The sequence below is a fragment of the Sulfuriferula multivorans genome, from assembly GCF_003851125.1.
GTDB lineage: Bacteria > Pseudomonadota > Gammaproteobacteria > Burkholderiales > Sulfuriferulaceae > Sulfuriferula > Sulfuriferula multivorans.
In genome coordinates, this window is the sequence record NZ_BGOW01000028.1 from 1 (window position 1) to 18,181 (window position 18,181).

17 protein-coding genes, 1 tRNA gene and 1 pseudogene are annotated in these 18,181 nt (G+C 58.5%); 5 read left to right on the plus strand and 14 right to left on the minus strand.

Translation table 11 applies throughout. The annotated features are described in order from the left end of the window. A pseudogene (locus tag EI185_RS13235) lies at positions 1 to 81 on the plus strand (IS5/IS1182 family transposase); the annotation flags it as partial. Between the two features lie 5 nt (positions 82 to 86). Here EI185_RS13235 and EI185_RS13240 read toward each other — a convergent pair. The 11 genes from EI185_RS13240 to queA form a co-directional block, all read right to left on the minus strand. After that, positions 87 to 848: an IS66 family transposase gene (locus tag EI185_RS13240; RefSeq protein ID WP_124705631.1), complete on the minus strand. Its 762-nt coding sequence runs from the start codon at positions 846 to 848 to the stop codon at positions 87 to 89. Between the two features lie 6 nt (positions 849 to 854). Further along, entirely contained in the window at positions 855 to 2,684 is a 1,830-nt protein-coding gene (locus EI185_RS13245) for a TM0106 family RecB-like putative nuclease (protein ID WP_124705632.1), read from the minus strand. A gap of 16 nt (positions 2,685 to 2,700) precedes the next feature. Continuing rightward, a complete protein-coding gene (locus EI185_RS13250) occupies positions 2,701 to 3,096 on the minus strand; it encodes a type II toxin-antitoxin system VapC family toxin (protein WP_124705633.1) in 396 nt (131 codons plus the stop codon). Beyond that, positions 3,096 to 3,314: an AbrB/MazE/SpoVT family DNA-binding domain-containing protein gene (locus EI185_RS13255; RefSeq protein WP_124705634.1), complete on the minus strand. Its 219-nt coding sequence runs from the start codon at positions 3,312 to 3,314 to the stop codon at positions 3,096 to 3,098. The genes EI185_RS13250 and EI185_RS13255 overlap by 1 nt, the downstream gene beginning before the upstream one ends. A 715-nt stretch (positions 3,315 to 4,029) precedes the next feature. Beyond that, complete coding sequence (locus tag EI185_RS13260; protein ID WP_223247834.1) at positions 4,030 to 4,470, minus strand: YchJ family protein; 441 nt, start codon at positions 4,468 to 4,470, stop codon at positions 4,030 to 4,032. Next, the gene (locus EI185_RS13265; RefSeq protein WP_223247835.1) at positions 4,446 to 5,054 is read right to left on the minus strand and encodes a DedA family protein; all 609 of its coding nucleotides are present in this window, start codon (positions 5,052 to 5,054) and stop codon (positions 4,446 to 4,448) included. The genes EI185_RS13260 and EI185_RS13265 overlap by 25 nt, the downstream gene beginning before the upstream one ends. 4 nt (positions 5,055 to 5,058) lie before the next feature. Further along, a complete protein-coding gene (secF, locus tag EI185_RS13270; RefSeq protein WP_124705650.1) occupies positions 5,059 to 6,003 on the minus strand; it encodes a protein translocase subunit SecF in 945 nt (314 codons plus the stop codon). Positions 6,004 to 6,013: 10 nt separating this feature from the next. Continuing rightward, positions 6,014 to 7,828 (minus strand): protein translocase subunit SecD, encoded by a 1,815-nt coding sequence (gene secD / locus EI185_RS13275; RefSeq protein ID WP_124705635.1) that lies wholly within the window; start codon positions 7,826 to 7,828, stop codon positions 6,014 to 6,016. Positions 7,829 to 7,876: 48 nt separating this feature from the next. After that, on the minus strand, positions 7,877 to 8,200 hold the full coding sequence (gene yajC / locus EI185_RS13280) for a preprotein translocase subunit YajC (RefSeq protein WP_124705636.1): 324 nt from the start codon (positions 8,198 to 8,200) through the stop codon (positions 7,877 to 7,879). A 30-nt stretch (positions 8,201 to 8,230) separates the two neighbouring features. After that, on the minus strand, positions 8,231 to 9,334 hold the full coding sequence (tgt, locus tag EI185_RS13285) for a tRNA guanosine(34) transglycosylase Tgt (RefSeq protein ID WP_124705637.1): 1,104 nt from the start codon (positions 9,332 to 9,334) through the stop codon (positions 8,231 to 8,233). After that, positions 9,324 to 10,361, minus strand: coding sequence for a tRNA preQ1(34) S-adenosylmethionine ribosyltransferase-isomerase QueA (queA, locus tag EI185_RS13290; protein WP_124705638.1), 1,038 nt, complete (start codon positions 10,359 to 10,361; stop codon positions 9,324 to 9,326). The genes tgt and queA overlap by 11 nt, the downstream gene beginning before the upstream one ends. Before the next feature lie 104 nt (positions 10,362 to 10,465). On the opposite strand from queA, the gene EI185_RS13295 reads away from it, so the two are divergent. Next, positions 10,466 to 10,552 (plus strand) — tRNA-Leu (locus tag EI185_RS13295). Between the two features lie 171 nt (positions 10,553 to 10,723). Here EI185_RS13295 and EI185_RS13300 read toward each other — a convergent pair. From EI185_RS13300 to EI185_RS13310, 3 genes are all read right to left on the minus strand, one after another. Further along, a complete protein-coding gene (locus tag EI185_RS13300) occupies positions 10,724 to 10,990 on the minus strand; it encodes a type II toxin-antitoxin system RelE/ParE family toxin (RefSeq protein ID WP_189836412.1) in 267 nt (88 codons plus the stop codon). A gap of 16 nt (positions 10,991 to 11,006) precedes the next feature. Beyond that, the gene (locus EI185_RS13305) at positions 11,007 to 11,255 is read right to left on the minus strand and encodes a CopG family ribbon-helix-helix protein (RefSeq protein WP_124705640.1); all 249 of its coding nucleotides are present in this window, start codon (positions 11,253 to 11,255) and stop codon (positions 11,007 to 11,009) included. Positions 11,256 to 11,583: 328 nt separating this feature from the next. Then, the gene (locus tag EI185_RS13310; protein WP_124705641.1) at positions 11,584 to 12,987 is read right to left on the minus strand and encodes a TolC family outer membrane protein; all 1,404 of its coding nucleotides are present in this window, start codon (positions 12,985 to 12,987) and stop codon (positions 11,584 to 11,586) included. Positions 12,988 to 13,311: 324 nt separating this feature from the next. On the opposite strand from EI185_RS13310, the gene EI185_RS13315 reads away from it, so the two are divergent. The 3 genes from EI185_RS13315 (at position 13,312) to epsA (ending at position 18,002) form a co-directional block, all read left to right on the plus strand. Continuing rightward, entirely contained in the window at positions 13,312 to 15,552 is a 2,241-nt protein-coding gene (locus tag EI185_RS13315; protein WP_223247836.1) for a peptidase domain-containing ABC transporter, read from the plus strand. Then, complete coding sequence (locus tag EI185_RS13320) at positions 15,549 to 16,970, plus strand: HlyD family type I secretion periplasmic adaptor subunit (RefSeq protein WP_223247837.1); 1,422 nt, start codon at positions 15,549 to 15,551, stop codon at positions 16,968 to 16,970. The genes EI185_RS13315 and EI185_RS13320 overlap by 4 nt, the downstream gene beginning before the upstream one ends. Positions 16,971 to 17,132: 162 nt before the next feature. Next, positions 17,133 to 18,002 carry an XrtB/PEP-CTERM-associated transcriptional regulator EpsA gene (gene epsA / locus EI185_RS13325; protein WP_124705643.1) on the plus strand — a complete coding sequence of 290 codons (870 nt, stop codon included), beginning with the start codon at positions 17,133 to 17,135 and terminating at the stop codon, positions 18,000 to 18,002. Positions 18,003 to 18,181 lie beyond the last annotated feature (179 nt).

Consider the following 18,181-nt stretch of genomic DNA (forward strand, 5'->3'; position numbering starts at 1 on the left):
ACGCGCTACGTTAAAAACGCTTCCTCATTCCTGGCCGCAGTCCGCATACGCTGCTTGGTGCTTTGGCTCGCTATCTCGTGACGACACTATCTAGACGATGTTCCAGCGATCACATCGCGCAGCCTTACGAATGCCTTGATGGCATGCTCGGCGTTGTTGTTGTTCCAAGGTACGCCATCGTAACGCAGGAATGTAAAAAGCGTGTCGTGGTTCTTTTCGAACCGCTGTTTGCACTTCAAAGCTGCCTCGCTGGTGAATTGCGTGGCGTCGAGAAATCCGAAGAACCTGTCGACGTCGGCCAAGTGCTTCCGGAGAAAACGCTTCTTTAGCCCATGGCGGTCGACGGTTTCCACAATCGGTTTCAGCAATCCGGTAAATCCCGTGCAGATCGACTTCATTTCCTGGTCGAACGGATTGTTCAGAATCTCATCGTTCAGGTCGCGCATGAGATGTATCAGGCATTTCTGCTGCGGACAAGGAATGGACTCGTAGGCCGCATAGAAGTCGGACACCAGAACACCCTTGAAGTCCTTGAGTAAATCATGGACGATCTCGGCCTCGCGACTCTCCGCTAGAACATAAGCCACCTCTGTCATGTTGGTCAGCACCCAGACGTAGGCCAAGTGACCTTTGATATTCGCTCGGGTCTCGTCGGCATGGACGAGATCCCCGCTAACGATCCGTTCCAGAATCTTACTTTTAGCGAACGAATAACGATCAGCGGATTTGATCTTGAGATTATTCAGCGTGCTCCGCGCCAGATTAAAGCCGAAAAGCCGCTTGAGGCTATGTTGCATGGTGAGTTGTGGTATGCGCAGCCCCACGACGTTGTAAACGAAGTAAGCCACAACGTTCTAACCCCATTTGCGGGCGTGCAGATACCATTCGCTCAGCCCATACTCATGCTTGCAACTCCGGCATCGGTATCCTTGGAAAATATACTGAACCACGCGCCGTTTCGCACTGTCCCTGCCGAAAACTATATCCTCTACGGTTCGCGTTAGAAGTCGGCTTTTCGTCCGGCCTCGTTTGCCGCACTCCGGGCAGGAAGATGGGGGGATCGCCATGACGATCTTTTCCGCCTTCCTCCGGCACCGACTTGTCCGCTTCGGCCGTTTCTGGTTCAGCCTCGCTTCCGTTCCCGTTCGCACGAAAACCCTGTCCCGTTGGTAGTTCCAGTACGCCGCCTCGTTGATTTTCTCCATGTCCAGCAAAGGGCTTTTGAAGACCCGCCATTTCGACAGGATGCACCTGCCAAGTTCTTCCGCATGGACCACCTCCGGAACACCAGCCGGTTCGGCGGCAAGAATTTCAGGCGACAGGATCCGTGCTATGGTACGGGCGACGAGGCTCAGGGCCTCGCAGTCGTCGGCGTTATAGGCGATCAGCCTGTCCCGAAGGCCGGCGTCCCGCGACTCTTCCCATTGGGAACGCCACGCGATCGACAGGATCCCAGAGGCCAAAGGGTCAGACCACTCGAATCCGAGAAAGCGGGCAATTTCCTTGAGCCCGTTGGAATACGCGGGGAAGTAGATCCGTGCGTAAATCACGGCAAGAAGGTTAGTAGAGGACGCGATGGCTGTCGCTGCGGCGGAAGGTTCCGGAGGCCCGCCGTATAGTTCGCACATCTTTTTCAGAAATGTTTTTTCGAAACTGCCGTAATGCAGCAGAATCGGTCGGTCTGTTCCAGATAGAATGTCGAGGAACTCCTCCCAGATCAACTTCTCGTCGGACGAAGAGTCAGCCCATAGGGATCGGTGTTCCGTGCCGCCCGGCTCCTCTACGCGAATCCCGATGAGGTAGTAGAAGTTGCGATCGGGGAGTCCCTCAACGTCGATGAACACGGGCGTGCCGTCTACGGGCATAACCGGCTTACCGACGACATGGATTTTCTGCTCGCGGATGGCAAGGGCTTTCAACGCGTGGTGGTACCTTTCCGGCCTCGCTGCCAAGCGCTTGGAACGGCGGCGCGGACGGAAGGTGTATGCCAATTGGGACACTGTGAAGATGCCTTTGCCTCTGTATCTTGCTCGTTCCTTCCCGGTCAGATTGGAGAGAAGGCTCAGATCGTCTGTGCCCACCGCCTCTTTCCTGCACCGGTCCTGATATCCGCATTCCGGACAATGCCGGTTGAGAACGGCCACCGGCGGCAAATCAGCGGACAGCAGTGCTGCGACCTGGGAGACCTTTCTGTGCACCGCGCGAGACAACACGGCGGCATTCACAGAAATCGTCGCCGGTTTGTCGCCGTGCACTATTTTCGCCGCGCCGGTCTTCGCGCCAAAAGCCTTTGCGAGAGAGATCGCCTCGAATGCGGCCATGGTTTTGTCGGAAGCAGACAGCCTGTTGTTAGCAGCGAAACGGATAGGTACAAATCGGGACGATGCCCCTGCCTGTGGGAGCCGCTGGATCAGCGCAATCTCGGCCTCCCAGCCTTCGGCCCTTACGGTTTTAGCGACGGCGAACTGCCAGGACTCGCGTTTCCAGAGGCCGGGTTCCGCCGACGCGATGCATGGCCCCACTTCTTGAGAGGCCAGTTTTCTGACGCCATCGCGTCGGTAGGATTCGTCCCTCGCGGCGGCCCATGCTGAGTATTCGGTGCCGCCAGGGACTTCCCCCTCGGATAGCAGATGGCACTTGAAGGGGCAGGCCAGGAACGCCTCTAGTAAACGCGATGTGACCACGCTTCGCCGATTATCGCTAGGCTGCTATAAATCCAGGCAACTTGGAAGCCTTCACATCGAAGGTTGCCGTCGCTCGACATCCAAGCCGTCGATTTTGAGCACCGATCAGACAATCAGCGAAATCGGCAGTCGTATCCTTCCAGATGAAAAGAGCTTCCTCGACGGCAGGCTCATCCTCAAATCGAACATCCGCCGCATCAAGCAAGCCCGAGATTGCTTCAATGATCAGATTCTTCGGCAGGCTGTATCGGCTACGTAGCACCCATTCGGTTTCCAGGATAACCAACTGACTTACGAAAACACGACGCCCTGCCGCGACTTCACGCTTGATCAGCTTTCGTGCCTTCTCAAACTGTGATTCGTCATCTCGAACCAGAAAGCGAACGAGAACATTGGTATCGACCCCCAGCATCACCGCGACAACTGCTCAACCGGAACGGGCTTGCGACCCTTCTTGTGTAGCGCGCCCGCTAGTTCGGTGATGCTCTTAGTCTTCACCCGCATGACTACTGTGGCGTCTGGCATTAACGTGAACGTCATCCGGTCTCCGGCCTTCATGGAAAGACTATCCCGAATTTCCTTGGGAATTGTTGTTTGACCCTTACTGGTAAGGGTGGCATCGCTTGACATTTCAATCTCCTTTTGTCCTTACGGTTGATATTATAGTAAGGCGGTTGATTGCTGGCAACATTTTGGTGATGTTATCTGGACGGCCGCTATCCGACGACAGCCATGACTGGCTGCAGCTGGTTAGCGATCTTCAGACATTTTACTCGCCAATGCCCGCTTCGCACACCGAAGCAGCCGTGCAATTTCAGACGGCTGAAGGTCGACACCTGGCACTAGCCAGCCATTCGCGACCCGTCCGACATTTCTCAATCACATTCCAAATTCTTCTTCATTTTCGTTATGGCGCCCTGCCGGAACGCGTACTTGCATGGGGTGCAAGCGGTCGAGAGCTAAAGAGACAGCGTTTGCGCTCTGGCTGGAATCTGACCGAGTAACGGGCCGATGTCAGGTTGATCGCACTAAGTATGCTGGCGCACAGACATCATCAAGAGCGAATACTTTAATGGAACCTAACTCGTGCTTGATTACCCTCGCCGAGGGTGGGCTATGAGATGGAGGTAAAAAATGTATATTGGCATCGGTACTATAGTGCTCATTATTATTCTGGTTTTGATTTTTCGTTAGAGCCACCCAAACTGAAAGTCAGATCGGATGACGCCAAAATCTACAGTGTAGAAGGGCGTATGTGAGCTTATCTCAGGATTACATCTGAAAGGGGTTTGGTTCCTCATGCGATGAGGTCAATCCGTCCGGCGGCGCGCTTTGATTGGAACCACTAGCGGTTTTGAACTGGAATCCGCGGCGGTGTCTCGCCGTCGAGGTAATACCAGCAGCCATCTTCAAACACAAAGCGGCTCACCTCATGCAGCCGTTGTGCGCGCCCGGCCAGTTTGTTGCGTGCCACAAATTCCACCGTGGCATGGGTTTCATCCTGGGTTGCGTGGGCGATGATTTTCAGGCCCAGCCATTTTGGTTGCGGCGCGTCATGCAAATCAAGGGAAGCGGGGCGGGTGGACGCATGCCAGCTGGCCAGCAGGTAGGCTTCATCCTGCAACGTAAAGGCGGTGTAGCGCGAGCGCATCAGCGCCTCTGCCGTGGGTGCGGGTTCCCCTGCGAGGTAGCGTCCGCAGCAGGATGCAAAGGTTTGCGGCGCACCACACGGGCAGGCCGTGGCGTGTGAGGGAGGCGGGCTTATTTGCCGTTGCGCTGTTGCCACTGCCAGTAAGCGGTAATTGCCAGGACGACGAAGATGATCACGCCCACGCTGAGGTATTGCAGGTATTCCTTGAGGAGCAGTTCATTGCCGCCGATGAAATAGCCAAGCAGGGTGAGCACAGTCGACCAGAGGCCGGCGCCGAGACAGGTATAGAGCGCAAACGCGGTCTTGTTCATGCGCGCCAGTCCGGCAGGCAACGAGATCAGGTGGCGAATGCCGGGGATCAGGCGGCCGGTGAAGGTGGAAATCTTGCCGTGGCGTTCAAAGAATACGTCGGTCTTGTGCAGCAGCGCCGGGCGCACGAAGAAGTATTTGCCGTAGCGTTCCAGGAACGGCCGCCCTACCCACAGCGCGAAAGCGTAGTTGATCGAGGCGCCAAACAGGCAACCGAGCGTGGAACTGATCAGGATCAGCGGCAGGCTCATGTGCCCCTGGTAGGCGAGATAGCCCGCCGGGATCAGTACCAGTTCGGACGGTATCGGCAGCACGGTGGATTCCAGCGCCATCAGGATGAAGATGCCGGCATAGCCCCAGCCATGGACGGTGGCGAGTAGCCAGGTAATGAATTCATGCAGCATCTCCATGAAATCAGACCTGCGCGCCGTCGGAGGCTACGCCTTCTTTGGGCTTGTTGTCCTTGATGAAGTGCTCGCGTTTGACGCCGAGCATCAGCAGTATCGGCGAGGCTACCAGCACCGACGAGTAGATGCCGAACATAATGCCGATGGTGAGTGCCAGGGCGAAGTTGTGCAGCGCTTCGCCGCCCAGGAACAGCATCGACAGCACCATCATCTGGGTCATGGCGTGGGTGATGATGGTACGGCTCATGGTGGTGGTGATCGCACTGTCGATGATGTCGGGGATCGAGGTCTTGCGCATCTTGCGCAGGTTTTCGCGGATCCGGTCGAACACCACCACCGACTCGTTCACCGAGTAGCCGAGTACCGCCAGCACGCCGGCCAGCACGGTGAGGGTGAACTCCCACTGGAAGAAGGCGAAACAGCCGAGGATGATGACCACGTCGTGCACGTTGGCGATGATGGCGGCGAGCGCGAAGCGCCATTCAAAGCGCAACGCCAGGTAGATCAGAATGCCGATCGCCACCACCACCAGCGCCAGCGCGCCGTTGTCGTACAACTCCTTGCCGACCTGCGGGCCGACGAAATCGACGCGTTTCAGTTCCACCGCGGGGTCTTGCGCCTTCAGCGCCGCCATCACCGTATCGCTGGTCTTGGAACTGGTGGTGTTGCCTTTCAGCGGCAGGCGGATGAGCACGTCGCGCGTGGTGCCGAAGGTCTGCACCGAAACTTCCGGCAGCCCGGTGTGTTCCAGCGTGGCGCGGATTTTATCCAGCTGCGCGGGCTGGGTGTAAGCCACTTCCATCACCGTGCCGCCGGTGAAGTCCACGCCCAGATTCAGCCCCTCGGTCGCCAGCGCCCACACTGCGAAGACAAAGGTGAGCAGGGAAATGGCGGTGGTCACCTTCCCGTAGCGCATGAACGGGATGTCTTTTTTGAGCTTGAAAAATTCCATGACGGATACCTTAAATGGACACTTTGGCCAGACGTACTTTACGGCCATAACTGAGGTTGACCATGGCGCGCGACACCGTCACCGCGCTGAACATGGAGGTAAGGATACCCAGGCACAGCACCACGGCAAATCCGCGCACCGGCCCGGATCCCAGCCAGAACAACGCCACGCCGGCAATCAGGGTGGTGATGTTGGAGTCCAGAATGGTGCCCCAGGCACGATCGTAACCGGCGTGGATGGCAGCCTGCGGTGAATTGCCGTTGCGCAGTTCCTCGCGGATGCGCTCGTTGATCAGCACGTTGGCATCAATCGCCATACCCAGGGTAAGTGCGATACCTGCCAGACCCGGCAGCGTCAGAGTCGCTTGCATCATGGACAACAGCGCCACCAGGAACAGGCCGTTGACTGCCAGCGCGACGGTGGAGAAAACACCGAACACCCGGTAATAAATCATCATGAACAGCGCCACTGCAGCAAAACCCCACAGATTGGAGTGGAAGCCTTTTTTGATGTTGTCGGCACCCAGGCTGGGGCCGACAGTACGTTCCTCGACGATATTCATGGGGGCGGCCAGCGCACCGGCACGCAACAACAGCGCGTCGTCGGAGGCCTCCTGAGCCGATTCCATGCCGGTGATCTGCACCCGGCCGCCGCCGATTTCTTCGCGAATCACCGGTGCGGTGATCACCTCGGCTTTGCCCTTTTCAATGAGCAAGATGGCCATGCGCTTGCCCACGTTGTCACGCGTTACATCCTTGAAGATACGCGCGCCGCGACTGTCCAGATTGACATGCACCGCGGCCTGACCGGATTGCTGGTCGAAGCCGGGGGAAGCGTCGGTGATGTAATCGCCGGTCAGCACCACATTCTTTTTCACCAGCAGCGGTTGCCCGCTGCGCTCGATATAGAGATCATCGCCGAATGGAATCTGGCCTTGCAGCGCGGCAGTGACATCGTGCTCCTCATCCACCAGGCGAATTTCCAGAGTGGCAGTGCGGCCCAGGATTTCCTTGGCCTTGGCGGTGTCCTGCACGCCGGGCAGTTGCACCACCACGCGGTCCAGTCCTTGCTGCTGGATGATGGGCTCGGCCACACCCAGTTCATTCACGCGGTTGCGCAGGGTGGTGATGTTCTGCTGAACGGCAAAATCCTGGGTGCGTTTCTGCGCTTCCGGACGCAGCGCGGCGATCAGCTTGTAGTCGCCGCCGCCATCCTGTTCGGTGAGGGCCAGATCGGCAAAGTTGGCGGAGATGTACTTGCTGGCCTGTGCACGCGAGGCGGCGTCGCTGAATTTCATTTCGACGGTCTGCCCCACGCGACTGATGCCGTTGTAGCGGATTTTCTGTTCACGCAACTGTATGCGCAGATCGTTGTTGTAGCGGTCGGCGGCCTTGTCCAGGGCTGCCGGCATATCCACCTGCATCAGGAAATATACGCCGCCGCGCAAGTCCAGGCCCAGATACATGGGCTTGGCGCCAATCGCCGTCAGCCAGGCGGGCGAGGCCGACAGCAGGTTGAGCGCCACGCTGTAGCCATCGCCGAAACGCGCCTGAAGCGCATCCTTGGCCTTGAGCTGGGCGTCATTGCTGGCGAAGCGTACCTTGACGCTGTTGGCATCGAGAAACGCGCCGGTATAGGGGATCTTCTGCGCCTTGAGCTCGTCCTCAACCTGCTGCATCAGGGTGGCATCGGCCTTGATGGCGCTGCGTGTGGGCGATACCTGCACCGCCGGCACTTCGCCATAAAAATTGGGCAGCGTATACAGCACGCTGACAACCAGCACAACTGCGATGAGGATGTATTTCCAGAGCGGGAATCGGTTCACGGCGCGGCCTTATGAGGACAAACTTGGTATGAGTATTACAGAGCCGGATTACAGCCCCTTGATGGTGCCTTTTGGCAGCAGAGTCTGTACGGTGGCTTTCTGTACGTGTGTGACCACGCCATCGGCAATTTCCAGGCTGATGAACTGCTCGCCGATTTTGACGATCTTGCCCACCTGACCGCCGCTGGTGACGACTTCATCGCCCTTTTGCAGCGATTCAAGCATGCTGCGCAGGTCTTTGGCACGCTTCATCTGCGGACGGATGATCATGAAGAAAAACAATACCGCGATAACCGCCAGCGGCAAAAAGCTCATCAGCGCGTCGGTAGGGGAAGACGCCGGGGCTGCAGCGAAAGCATTGGAAATCAGCATGGTTTTACTCCTTGAATAAATCGGGGCATTCTAACATGAGCCCGCGCGCTGCTCGTGGAAGCCGGCAACGAAGTCGCCTAATGTACCTGTTTCGATCGCCGCGCGCAGCCCGGCCATCAATTCCTGATAGTAGTGCAGGTTGTGAAGGGTGGCCAGGCGCGCGCCGAGAATCTCGCCGCAGCGGATCAGATGGTGCAAATAGGCGCGGCTGAAGTTGCGGCAGCAATAACAGCCGCATTGCGCATCTACCGGTGCGATGTCGGTGCGAAAGCGCGCGTTCTTGATGCGCAGGTCGCCATGCCGGGTGAACAGGATGCCGTGGCGCGCGTTGCGCGTGGGCAGCACGCAGTCGAACATATCCACGCCATGCTGCACCGACGCCACAATGTCTTCCGGCGTGCCCACGCCCATCAGGTAGCGCGGCTTGTGTTGCGGCAACTGCGGTGCAGTGTGGGCGAGGATGCGGCGCATGTCGTCCTTGGGCTCGCCCACGGAAAGTCCGCCGATGGCATAGCCGTCGAAATCCATGGCGGCGAGTTCGCGCAGCGATTCGTCGCGCAGGTCTTCGTACATTCCCCCCTGCACAATGCCGAACAGCGCATTCGGGTTGCCTGCATGGGCAAGCTTGGAGCGCTCCGCCCAGCGCAGCGACAGGCGCATGGAATACGCCGCCGCGTCAGGTTCGGCAGGGTAGGGCGTGCATTCGTCGAAAATCATCACGATGTCGGAGTTGAGCACTTTCTGAATGCGCATGGATTCTTCCGGCGTCAGGAACAACCGGTCGCCATTCAGCGGCGAGGCGAATTTCACCCCCTCCTCGGTAATCTTGCGCAGCGCCCCCAGACTGAATACCTGAAACCCGCCCGAGTCGGTCAGGATGGGGCGATCCCAGCCCATAAAACGGTGCAGTCCACCGTGCGCTTCAATGGCTTCCAGCCCGGGCCGCAACCACAGGTGAAAGGTATTGCCCAGCACGATGTGCGCGCCGATTTCCTTGAGCTCCAGCGGCGACATGGCCTTGACCGTGCCGTATGTGCCGACCGGCATGAAGGCGGGCGTTTCCACCGCGCCGTGGGCGAGTGTGAGCGTGCCGCGACGGGCCAGGCCATCGGTGCTGTGCAGCTTAAATTCCATGGTCTTTTCTTTCGATCAGCATTGCGTCGCCATAACTGAAAAAGCGGTAGCGTTCGGCCACCGCGTGGGCGTAAGCGTGGCGGATATGGTCCAGCCCGGCAAAGGCCGACACCAGCATCACCAGCGTGGATTTGGGCAGATGGAAATTGGTGAGCAGGCGTTCCACCACTTTGAACCGATAGCCGGGGGTGATGAAAATGCTGGTTTCGCCTGCGCCTGCGATCAAGGTTCCCGACTGCGCGGCGGCTTCCAGCGCGCGCAGGCTGGTGGTGCCCACCGCGAGCACGCGGCCGCCCTGCGCCTTGGCTTGGGCAATCGCATCCACCGTGGCTTGCGGGATGGTATAGCGCTCGCTGTGCATTGTATGCTCGGCGAGATCGTCCACGCGCACCGGCTGGAATGTTCCCGCGCCGACATGCAGGGTAACGTGGGTACGGATCACCCCCATCGCGTCGAGTTGCGCCAGCATGGCTTCATCGAAATGCAGCCCGGCCGTGGGCGCGGCCACCGCACCGGGGTGGCGCGCATACACCGTCTGATAGCGCGCGTCGTCGGCACTGTCGGCAGCACGCTCGATATAGGGCGGCAGCGGCAGCGCACCATATTGCTCCAGCACGTCCAGCACGCTCGCGCTGCCATCGAAACGCAGCCGGTAAAGATCGTGCTCGCGCGCCAGCACCGTCAGCGTCACCGCATCCGCCACACTGAGCGTGCTGCCCGGCTGCGGCGCGTGACTGGCGCGGATGAACGCCAGCGCTTCGTGGTCGCCGGTGACGCGCTCGATCAGCAGCTCCACCTGCCCGCCGCTGGCCTTGCGTCCATACAGGCGCGCCTTGATCACGCGCGTATCGTTGAACACCATCACGTCGCCGCGCCGCAGGTAGGCGGGCAGGCCGGTGAACAGGCGGTCGGCAAGCTGCCCGCTGGCGCCATCCAGATGCAACAGGCGGCTGGACGAGCGTGAGCTGGGCGGAAACTGGGCGATGAGTTCGTCGGGCAGGGAGAAATCGAAATCGGTAGTGCGCATAGGAGAAGGCTCAAAACAAGGCGCGATTATACCTTGTCATCATTGAGCATTGCCGCCCGCAGGCATTTCGAGGATAATTCGCCCTCTTTGTTTCACCTCTCCTGGCCGGGATGGCGGAATCGGTAGACGCAGCGGACTCAAAATCCGCCGCTGGTAACAGTGTGGGGGTTCGAGTCCCCCTCCCGGCACCAGAACTTTTGCGGGTTTTTTGACTTTAGCCTTCTCGGGCTTGGCAGTTTTCTCCCGCTTTCAAATGCCTTTCAAATACAATGCTTGGTCATTCCCCTTGTGGGACGACCTAACAGCTTTTGAGCGTGAGGCAGATATTCAACAGATCGGTTGCAGCCTTGGTGCGCAAGCTTTCACGGGTATTTTCTGGCGTGGTGGATGACGTGAAGAATTTGCACTCCACCAGCGTTGCCAGTCAGTTCACGATACACGATAACGAAGGGAGTGCGGCGACTCAGGATGCGCTCGGATGTTCCGGCTACCTTACCGGGTCTGCCGGGGGTGGCCACGGGTTCAGCGATCAGTAATTCTACAGCGGTGAGAATTTCATCCGTCATACGCCTGGCGGCTCTGGGATTGCGCTCGGCGTAGTAGTTCATTGCCTCGGCGAACTCTGTCAAGGCCGCCGCCGTCCACTCAAGCTGCCTTTTTCGGGCGGCCATGTTGCTGGATGATGGCTTCGATTTCTTTCACGACTTGGGCGTGGGGTACTGTCTTTCCTGCGTCGGCTTCGGCGATACTTTCATTCACCTTGCGGACAAAGTCTTCATTGAATTCGAAGCCGTCCTGCATGACGTAGGGGAGCATTTCCGCTGGCGTGCGGCCTGCGGCTTTCGCCAGCTTCGCCAGCCTCTTTTCCATAGCGGGGGAAAGTTCGGTTTTCATGATCGTTTCCTTCTGCAATCCAGAATCGTCCCGCGCCGATAATGGGTTACGGGTTATGTACGATTTGGCTTTAGTGGAAGTTTAGCGCGCTATGCCGATGATTTCCAGCGGAATGGGCAGTGACTCAAAATCTCCCCTGTTGGTACCGGTGTGGGGTTTAGTCCCCTCCCGGCCCCAAGTAAATCAAGCGGCAGGCGTTTTTCTACACGACATCATGCTTTTCCAGGGAAGCTGCTTGTCGTCGTTTTGATGTAGTAAATAAAGATTGGCGCCCCATCCCATCTTTGTCCGAAGCAGTTCTATAGCTCACTCGAGATGAGTGGGGATGCTATTGCTCCGGAGCTTGCACCAGCCATTGATCCAGGCTCACCAGATCCTCATCCATTAATTGCCCGATGCTGGCTTTGAGGCGGAAATGATTGAGCGTGCTTTCGTAGCGCGCGCGGGCCAGGTCGCGCAGCGCGCCATAGCGTTGCTGTTGCCCTTTGAGTACGTCCAACTCTGTCTTGATCCCGGTCGCTACGCCGGAGCGCGCGGACTGAAGATTCAGCGTGGCATATTGAAGCGCCTGCCGGGCCGCCACCAGACGCGACCGGCTGGCCAGCCAGCCGTACCAGGCCTGCTTGCCCTGGCTGCGCGCATTGCGTCGCGCCGACTCCAGTTCCTGTTGCGCCTTTGCGCGCAGGGCGACGGCTTCGCGTACCTTCGCGCTTTGTCCGCCACCGGAATATAGCGGCAGGTTGAACTGCAAACCGATGCTGCCGGTGGTGCTGTCATAACCGCCCTGGCCCCCGAACGTGCCGCTGCCTTGCGCGTTTTTTCCATACGAGCCGACGATATCCACCGTCGGCTCGTGCCCGGCGCGCTGTTTGCGTATCTCTGCGTTCGCAGCTTCCAGCGCCGAGAGTGCTGCGCGGATAGCCGGGTTGTCGGAATCCGCCCCGCCCAGCCAGCGCTCCAGCGTGTCATCTTTCAAATCAGTCAGGGGATATTGATCCGACAAGGCTGGTAGCGCAGGGAAAATTGCAGGCCCGATGATCTGCTCCAGCGCCGCGAATTTTACCGCCAGATCCGCTTCCGCTGCGGTGCGTTCCGCCACGGCCTGATCGTATTTCATGCGCGCTTCCTCGCGTGATGGCTGGCCGAGAATGCCAAGCGCCGTAGCGCGTGCGGTTTGATCCAGTTCCTGCTGCGCCGTGCTGACCTGATCATGGATAAATGTCAGTTGATCGCGCGCCGACAATACATCGAACCAGGCTTGCGCCAGACGCACCAGCAAATCCTGATCCGCCGCCGCCAACTGGTATTCGGCTTGCGCAAGCGCCGCATCCGATTGCGTGATCGCCGCGCGGTTCGCGCTGCGCCAGAGCGGTTGGGTCAGGTTGATCTGCGCGGAATTGCTGGCGAACTTATCGTCATAAGTCGTGCTGGGGGTAGTGCGGGTTGTATATACGCGATGGTTCGCGTTGACGCCGGCGGAAGCGTTGACCTGCGGCAAAACATTGGCGAAGGCCTGGTTGGCGCGTTCTCGTGCCACCGCGAGATTCGCCTGCGCACCCAGGAAAGTCGGATCGCCGCTGCGTGCCAGTGCCACCGCATCGGAGAGGCTGAGGGCATAACTGTTATGCCATGCGAAGCACGCCATGCCCAGGCAAAGCCAATAGCCGGCACGTTGCGGAAACCCTGCGTTGCGTGTGCCTGAATCCAGGCGCGTTTCAGAAATGGTTGACATATACCCCTTGCTTGCGCGTCGCGGTTGTGGTGAGCGGGCGAGATCATAGCATGGTGTATCGGGTATTCCGTACACGCCGAAATCAGGTATTGATAAACAGCGAGACAGGCGAAGGTTCTGTCGGTAATATTTACATAATTTCGCCAGTGCCTGGATGGAGGCATGGCGTATTCCGATACGATTCAGCGGATTGCACAACCTGGATCGCTTATTGCTAATTGCCAGCGGTTGCCCAAAAAAAGAATCGCGTCCGGCCCAAGAAAAAAAATGAAGGGTTGAACGTGCTTGTAGTTAGTGTCACGTCACGACCAAAGGGGAGAAAACTTGGCAACGATCACCGCGTCCGTGGAGGGGAGGGCGCTTGTCTGGGTCCTGGGCAGTATTTGTCAACTCAACCGGGTACCCTTCGACCCGGCATTGCTGAGCCAGCATTTTCCGCCGCCGTATACATTGGAAACCCTGCTGCATGCCCTCAAAGCGTACGGTTTCAAGGCCGAAGCCAAGTCCATCGCCGGCCGTGACCTGGCACAACTGATCTTCCCCTGCGTGGCACTCGTACGCGCTCCCGAGGTGCCGCAAGCGAATGACGTCGTCGATGCGGTAAGCGCCCGGTCAGATTTCGGCGCGGCTGCCACTGCGCTGGCTGAATCCCGGCCCGAGCCTCAGCCCCAGGCAGCGCCGGTTCCAAACCAAAGCTTTACGCTCTTCGTCAAAGCCGACGCCGGGCGCATTCTCTACTTTGAGCCCGGCCACGATACGCCGCAAACCCTTACCGTCGAAGAATTTGACACACGTTTCGAGCCGCTCATTGTCTCGGTTGCCAAGCTGGCCGAAGCGGTCAATGACCAGGACGCAGGCGGCGAAGCACCCGCGTTTGGTTTCCGCTGGTTTATTCCCGAGCTGCTCAAGCACAAGAAAATCTGGCGCGAAGTACTCGCCGCCTCGCTGGTGATTCAATTGCTGGCGCTGGCCACGCCGCTGTTTACCCAGGTGGTGGTGGATAAAGTCGTGGTGCATCACACCCAGAGCACTTTGCTCGTCATTGCTGTGGCTTTATTTTTCTCCATGGTGTTCAGCAGCGGCATGAGCTGGATCCGGCAATACCTGGTGCTGCACACCGGCAACCGGGTGGATTCCGTGCTTGGCACGCAGGTGTTCGAGCACCTGTTTCATCTGCCGGCACGTTATTTCGAACAGCGCTCCACCGGCGTGCTGGTCGCGCGTCTGCACGGTATCGAGACGATCCGCGATTTTATTACCGGCGCAGCGGTGACGCTGTTTCTGGACATGCCGTTCCTGGTGATCTTCCTTGCCATCATGTTTTACTACAGTTGGCAGCTCACGCTGACGGTACTGACGGTGATTACACTGATCGCGTTGCTGAGCCTGCTCGTCACCCCGGTATTCCGCCAGCGCCTGAATCAGCAATTTCTGGTCGGCGCGCGCAATCAGGCCTTCGTGACCGAGTACGTCTCCGGCGTCGAGACCGTCAAATCCCTGCAAATGGAGCAGCAAGTCAGCCGACGCTACGGCGATTATCTCGCCGATTATCTGGCCGCCACATTCAACACCAAAAATCTTGCCAACGGTTACAACACCATCGCCAACTTCCTCGAGCAAATGATGACGCTGGTTATCCTGTGCCTGGGCGCCTGGCTGGTGATGACGCGTACCGATTTCACCATCGGCATGCTGGTGGCGTTCCAGATGTTCGCCGGACGTGTGAGCCAGCCCATGCTCAGGCTGGTCGGCTTGTGGCAGGAGTTCCAGCAGGCTGACATCGCGGTCAAACGCATGGGCGACATCATGAATGCTCCAGCCGAACCTTACTCGCTGCTGCCCGCGCGCGAAGCCGGCGGGCGCGGCGAAATCACCATCGAGAAATTGAGTTTCCGCTACAACGAACAACTGCCTTATCTTTATCGTGATCTCAACCTGAGTCTCAAACCGGGCGTCTGCCTGGCGCTGATGGGGCCTTCCGGTTCGGGCAAGAGTACGCTCGCCAAACTGCTGCAAGGTTTCTACCTGCCCTCGGACGGTCGCATCCTGATCGACGGCCGCGATATCCGCAACCTCTCCGCCAACGAGCTGCGCGCCAACTTCGGCGTGGTGCCGCAAGAGACCATGCTGTTCTCCGGCACGGTGTACGACAACCTGATCCTCGCCAACCCGCACGCGACTTTCGAACAGGTCATCAGCGCCTGCAAAATGGCCGAGATTCATGGCGCCATCGAGAGTCTGCCGCAAGGCTACCAGACGCCGCTGGGCGAGCATGGGGTAGGGCTCTCCGGCGGGCAAAAACAGCGCATCGCCATCGCCCGCGCGTTGCTCAAGCGCCCCCGCGTGCTGATCTTCGACGAAGCAGTCAGCAGCCTCGATCACGCCACTGCCGAGCACCTGGCGCACACCATCAATCAACTCAAGGGCAAGGTGTCGATGTTGTTCATCACCCATCACCTACCCAAGGGTCTGCAGGTAGATGGTGTAATCAAGCTGGGCGAAAAACCGGGCGAGGCCGAACGTCAAGTGGGTGTTGTGAGCGGCAAGCCGGAGGAAAGCGCATGAACCTCGCCGCCGTTAAACCGATTCGCAACCTCAAAACCTGGGCAGAGAATCTACGCCTCGACGCGCTCAATGCCGAGATGCATGAATTCGCCCCCGGTATCCTCAAGGTACAGCACAGCCCCCCATCGCCGTTGCCGCGTATCCTGCTCTATATCTTGTTGGCCTTGTGCGGCATTGCGCTGCTTTGGATGATCTTCGGCCGGCTCGACATCATCGCAGTGGCGGATGGAAAATTGGTGCCGCAGACCTACCTCAAAATCGTGCAGCCGTCGGAAGCCGGCATCGTGCAAGACATCCTGGTGAAAGAAGGCGACCGCGTGGTTGCTGGTCAAGTTTTACTGCGCATGAATACCAAACTGGCCGAAGCCGACAGCAAATCGGTGCAAGCCGAATACTACCGTCGCGCCATTCAGTTGCGGCGCATCGAGGCCGAACTCAGCGGCCAGCCGCTCATCAAACAAGCGGATGATCCGGGCACTATATTCCAGCAGGCACAGGCCCAATATCACGCCAACCGGCTGGCTTATCAGGATGCCGTGGGGCAGGAGCGCGCGCTGCTCCACAAGGCGCGCGAAGAGCTGGCGGCCGCGCAGGAAGTACACAGCAAGCTGCGCCAAGTGCTGCCCACCTACCAGAGCAATGAGCAAGCCTACGGCCAGATGGCGAGCGAAGGCTACGTCGGCAAACTCGAAGCCCAGGATCGCGCGCGCGAGCGTATCGAAAAAGAGCAGGATCTGCGCACCCAGACCTACACCCTCGCCAGCCTGCAAGCCAGCATCGCCCAGTCCGATAAAAGGCTCGCGCAGATCACCTCCAATTACCGCCAGCAACTCAACCAGGAACGGGTCGAAGCACTCGCGCAGTTCCAGAAGCTGGAGCAGGACTGGGCCAAACAAACCCACAAAAATGCCCTGCTCGAACTCAAGGCGCCGCAAGCAGGCATCGTCAAAGACCTCGCCACCCACACCCAGGGCACCGTCGTCTCACCTGGCACCGTCATGCTCACCCTGGTGCCGAAACACGAAATGCTGCTGGCTGAAGTCTGGGTGAGCAACGAAGACGCCGGCTTCGTGCACGCCGGGCAAAGCGTCAAGGTCAAACTAGCCGCGTATCCGTTCCAGAAATACGGCATGGTCGATGGCGTGGTACAACAAATCGGGGCGGATGCCAGCGACGGTGGCAGCAACAAAAACAACACGAGTAATGGCGCTGCGCCCACCGGCCAGGAACCGCAAGACCTCAAATACAAAGCCATCGTTGCGCTGCAGCGCCAATACCTCACCCTCGACGGCACACGCCTTACGCTTGCGCCCGGGATGCGCGCCTCGGCCGAGATCAATCTCGGCACGCGCAGCATCATGGAATACCTGCTCTCGCCGGTGCAAAAGGCCTATCAGGAGGCGGGGCGGGAGCGCTGATGAGCAGCTTCTTCGGCTGGCGAGCGCGAGTCAGGCGCACTCAGGAGCAACTGACGATACACAAAAGCCAACCGGTTTCGGATTCTGGCAGGGGAGGATGAAGGTCGTGTTGAAGACAGGAAACCCATGGAAGCGGGCGTATGTGGTTGACGGGAGACACTCATGTCAGCCGTGATGAAAGCCACACCCGGATTGCGTGCGCACGAACACGCGGCCTTCATTGCCGCCATCGAATCCGCGCTCAGGATCGAAACCCCCGCGCAATTCCTGCACTGGACGGGGGGAGAACTGCAGGCTCTGTTTCCTCACCAAAGCCTCATCTGCGGCGTGGGGCAGATCAACAAAGACGGCATTCAAATCCGACACCTGCTCAGCCGGAACTTCCCGGTTGAATATGTTCGGGAACTTGCCCGACCCGACGGAGATGTGAGCAGCCCGATTATGGCCAAATGGTGCAGAGAACGTAAACCGCAGTTGTTCGAGTCCGACCGCGTCAAATTGAAAACCGTCCCGGCCTGGATCGCCTTGTTCAATCAACACCATCTGCAAAACGTTGCAGCGCATGGCTTGCGTGACCAGAACAGCAATGCCGCCAGTTATTTCAGCTTCTCCCGCATTCCGGGCAAATTGACCCCCCATCACGCCCATCTGCTGGATCTGCTTGTGCCGCCCATGCATGGCGCACTCATCCGGGTACTGGCCAACAACCCACCCGTCGCGCAAAAAATCACTCCCATACGTCAGCTTATCTCGGCGCGCGAACAAGAAGTTCTGCAATGGTTGCGCGAAGGCAAAACCAACTGGGAAATCGCGCAAATTCTGCAACTCAGTGAAACGACCGTAAAAAACCACGTCCACCATATCCTGGTAAAACTGCGTGTCAACAACCGCGCTCAGGCAGTCGCTAAAGCCATCAGCACGAAGATGATCCGCGCCAAAATGACCCTCGTCATGGGCATCCTGTACGGGCTTGCCGCCCAAGCGCAAACGTTCTCGGAAACGGATGCGCTATTGATGTTGGCCGGGCTGTAATAAGCGCCAAACAGCCCAACTCCTTAAAACTGGCTAAAACCAGAAAACACGCATATCTTATTGATTCACAAAATAAAAGCAGAATAATGCTATGAACCGAACGGTTCATATACAAGAGGCTCTCAGGTCGTCTAAGATGGCTGCACTGCTTGGGGATGGTGGCGATAGCATTCCACTTC